We start from the raw sequence: 5,776 nt of genomic DNA, 5'->3' as shown, positions 1-5,776 counted from the left end.
TGTGAGTAAGCATTTAATCTAAATTGCAGTTACACAGAATTCGGGATGGGCTCGATTTCAATCGCATAACCTTAACTTGAAGAATAATTAAATGACCCTCATAAACTTAAAAATATCATTTGTAAAATAGCCTAAGCTAGTATTAGTAGCCCTATCTGGTTAACTGCTTAGAAAACCAAATACTCTCAATTATAATAAAAGTGATTTAGAACCTATGGCTGTTGTATTAGCCTTTGAGTCGCTTTCCCCAAATAAGCTAATAAAGCCAAAAATATATGACTAAAGACAGTAATGACATTCATAGCGAATCTAAGATTGCTATCACTGCAAATAATGAATTACAAACCGCTGAGCATCTTGAAAAGTTGCCAGTACTCGCCAAAGACCGTTACTTCTTAGAGCGTTTGCAACGCGAGTTAAGTCGTCCTACAAAGAGTCCTAACCTTAAAGCATTGGCTGAAAAACAAGCCAGCTTTGATAAAATAAAGGCACGCTCACAGCAAGCGGTACAAGAACGTATTAATAGTATACCGTCTGATTTAGTGCAAAGACTCAATGCAGAATTACCAGTTAGTAAGCGAGCGGAAGATATCATTCAAGCGATTCATGATCATCAAGTGATAATCGTGGCGGGTGAGACTGGCTCTGGTAAAACAACCCAACTACCGAAACTTGCCATGATGGCAGGCCGAGGTATTACCGGTCAAATAGGGCATACTCAGCCAAGACGATTGGCCGCCAGAAGTGTTGCAAACCGAATTGCAGAAGAGTTGGGTGAGCAATTAGGTAACACGGTTAGTTTTAAGATACGCTTTAACGAGCAAGGTACAGCAAAATCTGTCGTTAAATTAATGACTGATGGTATCTTACTTGCCGAACTGGGTCATGATCGCTTTTTAAGCCGTTACGACACAATTATTATCGATGAGGCGCACGAACGTAGCCTTAATATTGACTTTATAATGGGCTACCTAAAGCAGCTACTGCCAAAACGTCCTGAACTAAAAGTCATTATTACTTCAGCCACATTGGATACCAAGCGTTTTAGTGAGTATTTTTCGCAGTACGATAAGGTGAAAAAGCGTAGCATACCTGCGCCTGTTATCAATGTAGAAGGTCGCGGCTATCCAGTTGAAGTTCGCTATCGTCCATTAACTGATACCCCAGTTACAAGCTCTGATGACGATAGTTATGATGACTTCGAAGACAATCTACCACGCGCAGTTGTAGCAGCCGTAGAAGAATGTTTTGAAGATGCCAATGCTAAGGGTCATCCTGAGCATGCTGATATTCTAATTTTTGCAGCAACTGAGGCTGAAATTAGAGAAATGCAAGAGGTATTGATTGCCCATGGACCGCGTCATACTGAAGTGTTGCCTCTGTTCGCGCGTCAAACCTATGCAGAACAGCAAAGAATTTTTCAACCTTCAGGACGTGGCAGACGTATTGTTATCGCAACTAACGTTGCTGAAACCGCATTAACGGTGCCTGGTATCCGCTATGTAATTGACTTGGGTTTTGCACGTATCTCTCGTTATTCATACCGTTCACGAGTTCAGCGTTTGCCCATTGAGGCCATTTCTCAAGCTGCTGCAAACCAGCGTAAAGGTCGTTGTGGACGTGTGGCACCAGGTGTATGCGTTCGTCTGTATAGTGAGGAGGACTTTGAGAGTCGTCCAGAGTTTACAGAGCCTGAAATCCTGCGAACCAACTTGGCGTCAGTTATTTTACAAATGGCTAGCTTGCGCTTGGGTACTGTTGAAAATTTTGATTTTATTGAGCCCCCAGATAGTCGCTTAATTAAAGATGGCCGTAAGCTTTTGGATGAATTGGGAGCAATTGAACTAAAGAATCCTGACAGCCAAAAACCAGTAGCAAAGCAAACTTTAAACGAAGTTAAACTAACTCATATTGGTCAAAAAATGGCCCGCATGCCAATTGACCCAAGGCTGGCTCGAATGCTGGTAGCTGGTAATGAATTTGATTGTATGCTTGAGATGTTGATTATTGTTGCCGCTTTAGCCGTACAAGACCCTCGTGAGCGTCCAGCTGAAAAAAGGGCTCAAGCGGATCAGAAACATGCTATTTTTCGTCAAGAAGATTCTGACTTCTTGTTTTATTTAAGTTTATGGAACGCTTTATATAGTGGTGGCAACAATAAATTAAGTAACAGCCAGCGTAAATCCTTTGCTAAAAAAAATTATTTGAGTTTCCCTCGGTTGCGTGAGTGGGAGAAAACCTATCGTCAACTTGAGCAAATGGTTACTGACTTAAAGCTTCTTTCTGATTATGGTTCAGATAAGAAGTTAGGCAATAATTCCAACAATATCAATAATCAAAAATATTCAAAAGGCAAGCATAAGGGAAATGATAATCAGCCGATTAAAATGGCTCAGAGTGTTGCCAGTGATTTAATTGTCGATAAGACCAATTTAGACAGTGTTGATATTAACCAAGAACAACGAGTGGTTAAATATGCCAACTTGCATAGAGCGTTGCTAACTGGACTGTTATCCGTTATTGCCCATAAGACGGATCAGCGTGGAGAGTATCTAGCTGCCCGTCAGCAAAAAGCCAAAATTTTCCCTGCAAGTACCGTATTTAAACAAGTCCCTGCTTGGGTAATGGCGTTTGAAATTGTCGAAACGTCACAAGTATTCCTACGCACGGTGGCAAAAATTGAACCTGAGTGGATTATTTCAGCCGCAGGTAATTTGCTTAAGTATCATTATTTTGAACCACATTGGTCTAAGAAAACAGGCCGTGTACGTGCTTATGCCCAAATCAGTTTGTTTGGCCTAATAGTGGTTGCTAAACAGTTGACCAATTATGAGCAAATTAACTTAGAGGAGTCACGAGAAATCTTTATCCGTGATGGTCTAGTTACTGGTAATTTAGGTCGTCAAGCGCCTTTTTTACAACATAATATGGATAAGATTGCTGACGTAGAGCGGATTGAAGAGAAACTACGTCGTCGAGATTTATTGGTTGATGAAGAAGATCTATATCAATTTTATGAGCGTAAAATACCTAGCCATATTGCCAGCCGTAAAGCATTTGAAGACTGGCGTGCTGAGGTTGAAAAAGAAGACCCTAAATGTCTATTCTTTACTGATGAGGATGTTTTAAAGGAGACAGCGCCAACTACTGGTGAGTTCCCCGAAGTTTGGCAGTTAGGTGACCTGAAGTTACCACTCAAGTATGTGTTTGATCCTGCTTCTGAAGATGATGGTGTGACTATCCGAGTACCGCTTGCCGCCTTGCCACAATTGGATGCCATTGAATTATTGTGGGGTGTCCCAGGATGGCGATATGAATTGGTATTACAGCTTTTAAAATCCTTACCTAAAGACATACGTCGTAAAATTGTGCCTATACCTAATACTGCGGACGACTTGTTTGACGAGTTGCAAGAGAATCATCAAGCAGGCCTATTAAATCAGTTGTGCCAAGCTTTACAGCGCCGCAGCATTATTGGTGTAAAACCTCAAGATTTTAATCCTGCTTCAATTGACCGTTATTTGCAGCCACAAATTTGTGTGGTTGACGATAAGAAACGTATTATTGAAAAAGGTCGTGATCTAAAAGCACTACAACAGCGACATGCTAATAAGACAAGCCAAGCTTTATCAACTAATAGTGACACCCAAGGGGTACACACCCAATTTCCTGAACATTATAAATTCAGTAAAAACCGTCATAGTGCCGGTATTGTCATGAAGGAGTTTTCTGCACTGGTAGCTGACGTAGCGGGTGATGCGGTTACCATTCATCAGTTTACTGATGTTACCGCAGCCTTAAAAGCGCATCGTAAAGGCGTGCTTACTCTCATTCGATCTAAGCTTGGAGCCAAACAAAAACAGTTAACCAGTCAGATTGACAAGACCTTTAAATTAGCGTTTGCACCTTTAGGCGATATGGATAAGCTAAAAACTATCGTAGTCGATGCTACTTTAGATGCCGTCTTAGAAGTACATGCTCCTAAATATAGTGATCATCTAGAGGAACTGCCCGATAATGCTGATAAGATAGCAGAACGTTTAGCTGCTCAACTGCCACTTGATGATTCTGAGTTTGCGAAGACAAGTGAGGCAGTGCTAGGACAGTTTTTATTAGAGGGGCAAACCGTTCTTAAGCTTCTTAAAGACGTTTATGCACGTTGGCAACGTATACGTCGTAGTTTATTGATGTTAGATCGTGAAGTATTTGGCGAGTCTATTGATGATATTGAAGATCAACTCGATGATATGCATTTATCAGACTTTGTTTATCGTATGGATTATGAGCATTGGCAACAGTATCCGCGTTATTTAGAAGCTCTTGAGGTGCGTATCGAACGCCTAGAGCATAACTTAGATGGCGATTTGGACGCTGTATATGAGCTTGATACTCATATGGAGCGTTTGGCCGGACGTGCCGATGATGAGAGCATCAGTGAGTATCGCTGGCTAGTAGAGGAGTTTCGCATTCAGCTGTTTGCTCAGCCTATGAAAACCCGTCAAGCAGTTTCTCAAAAGCGTCTAAATACGATGTGGGAAAATGTTAACGCGCGTAGATAGAATAAATTAATTAAATAATTAACCTAAGAGAAACAACAAAAGCGAGCTTATATATTTAGCTCGTTTTTTTTATTCGCTTAAATCAACCCGTGTTTATCCCTTAAAGTTTGTAGTTCTAATTTATAGGTCTTAACGACTAAGTTTAATCAAAGTCATTTTTTAAAACTACAAAATAGTTGATAGGTAAGATTAAGATTACAGTCCAATTGAAAGATTAAAGTTTTAAGAAAATGAGAATTAAATAATATGATAACTTCAGATAAAGATAATCTGTCAATTAAGATTGCTAAGGACATATATAGTTATCTACAGTCAAATAATATTGCAATAGATTGCTATACTATAACCTATGAAATACTAGCGCTTCAGTTATTAGACAGGGTTAAAGAAGACGAAAGAGTCGAAAACCTTTTCAAAAGTGATATACATCAAGAGGTATCCGATCCAAAATCAGAGTGCTTTAATCCTATAAAAGCCATAATTTTTTTAAAAGATAAACATTATGATGAAGCATGTTGGTTAAGCTTTTTGTTGATATATACCGATGATAGTGACGAGTCGGATTGGGCATTTATGCGAAAGCTATATGGCGCTGAGGGTTTGGGCTTAAAGACAGCTTTGACATGGGAGGTAGTAAACGATGCACCTCATTTATTAAGTGACCGATTAGATGAGTTAGTAACTGCATTGGCAGAAAGTCATCCTAAGCCTAAGTTTGGTCATCATAGAGCTTATGAATCTCTAAAGCATTTGCCAATGGTATTCACAAGTTATATTGGATTTATACATGAGCAGGGCGGACATGAGGCTGCGTTTGGATTAAAAGATAAGTCAGTAGACAGAACTGATTATTTCAAAACACGATATGATCTCATTCGTCAAAATGTGTATCGTTTCGGTAGGTTATCAACCTTTGAGTTTTTATGCCTACTTGGCAAAATGCGCTTAGCCGATGTTGAGCCAAACAGTTGCTATATTGCTGAGGCCAGTGGTCCTAAACGAGGGGCAAGGTTGCTATTTGGGATGTTAAGTAATGAGCAGTTAGACGAGCATGCCATAGGTTTAGCAAATTATTTAGAGGTCAGCTATCAACAGTTAGAGGCAGCGCTTTGTCATTGGCAGAAGTCACCGAACAGATTCATAAAACATCGCTAGTTAATGAAGCTTTATGACTTGACTGTAGGGTGACTTACTTAATTAGCATCCGCTTATTAACT

General features: G+C 40.0%; 2 protein-coding genes. Both read left to right on the top strand.

Annotation, left to right across the window (positions count from 1 at the left end):
• Positions 1-275: 275 nt before the first annotated feature.
• The gene (hrpA, locus tag QZ265_RS09460; protein WP_296405615.1) at positions 276-4,559 is read left to right on the top strand and encodes an ATP-dependent RNA helicase HrpA; all 4,284 of its coding nucleotides are present in this window, start codon (positions 276-278) and stop codon (positions 4,557-4,559) included.
• A 246-nt stretch (positions 4,560-4,805) separates the two neighbouring features.
• The gene (locus QZ265_RS09455) at positions 4,806-5,714 is read left to right on the top strand and encodes a hypothetical protein (protein ID WP_296405613.1); all 909 of its coding nucleotides are present in this window, start codon (positions 4,806-4,808) and stop codon (positions 5,712-5,714) included.
• The last annotated feature ends 62 nt before the right edge of the window (positions 5,715-5,776 follow it).

Origin of the sequence: Psychrobacter sp., assembly GCF_018260395.1 — a bacterium.
Taxonomy (GTDB): domain Bacteria; phylum Pseudomonadota; class Gammaproteobacteria; order Pseudomonadales; family Moraxellaceae; genus Psychrobacter.
The sequence above is the reverse complement of the archived record's forward strand: the minus strand, read 5'-3'. Positions and strand labels throughout refer to the sequence as shown.

Coding starts and splice junctions, on each gene's coding strand:
- hrpA (WP_296405615.1), top strand. CDS start 276: ATGACTAAAGACAGTAATGACATTCATAGCGAATCTAAGATTGCTATC.
- QZ265_RS09455 (WP_296405613.1), top strand. CDS start 4,806: ATGATAACTTCAGATAAAGATAATCTGTCAATTAAGATTGCTAAGGAC.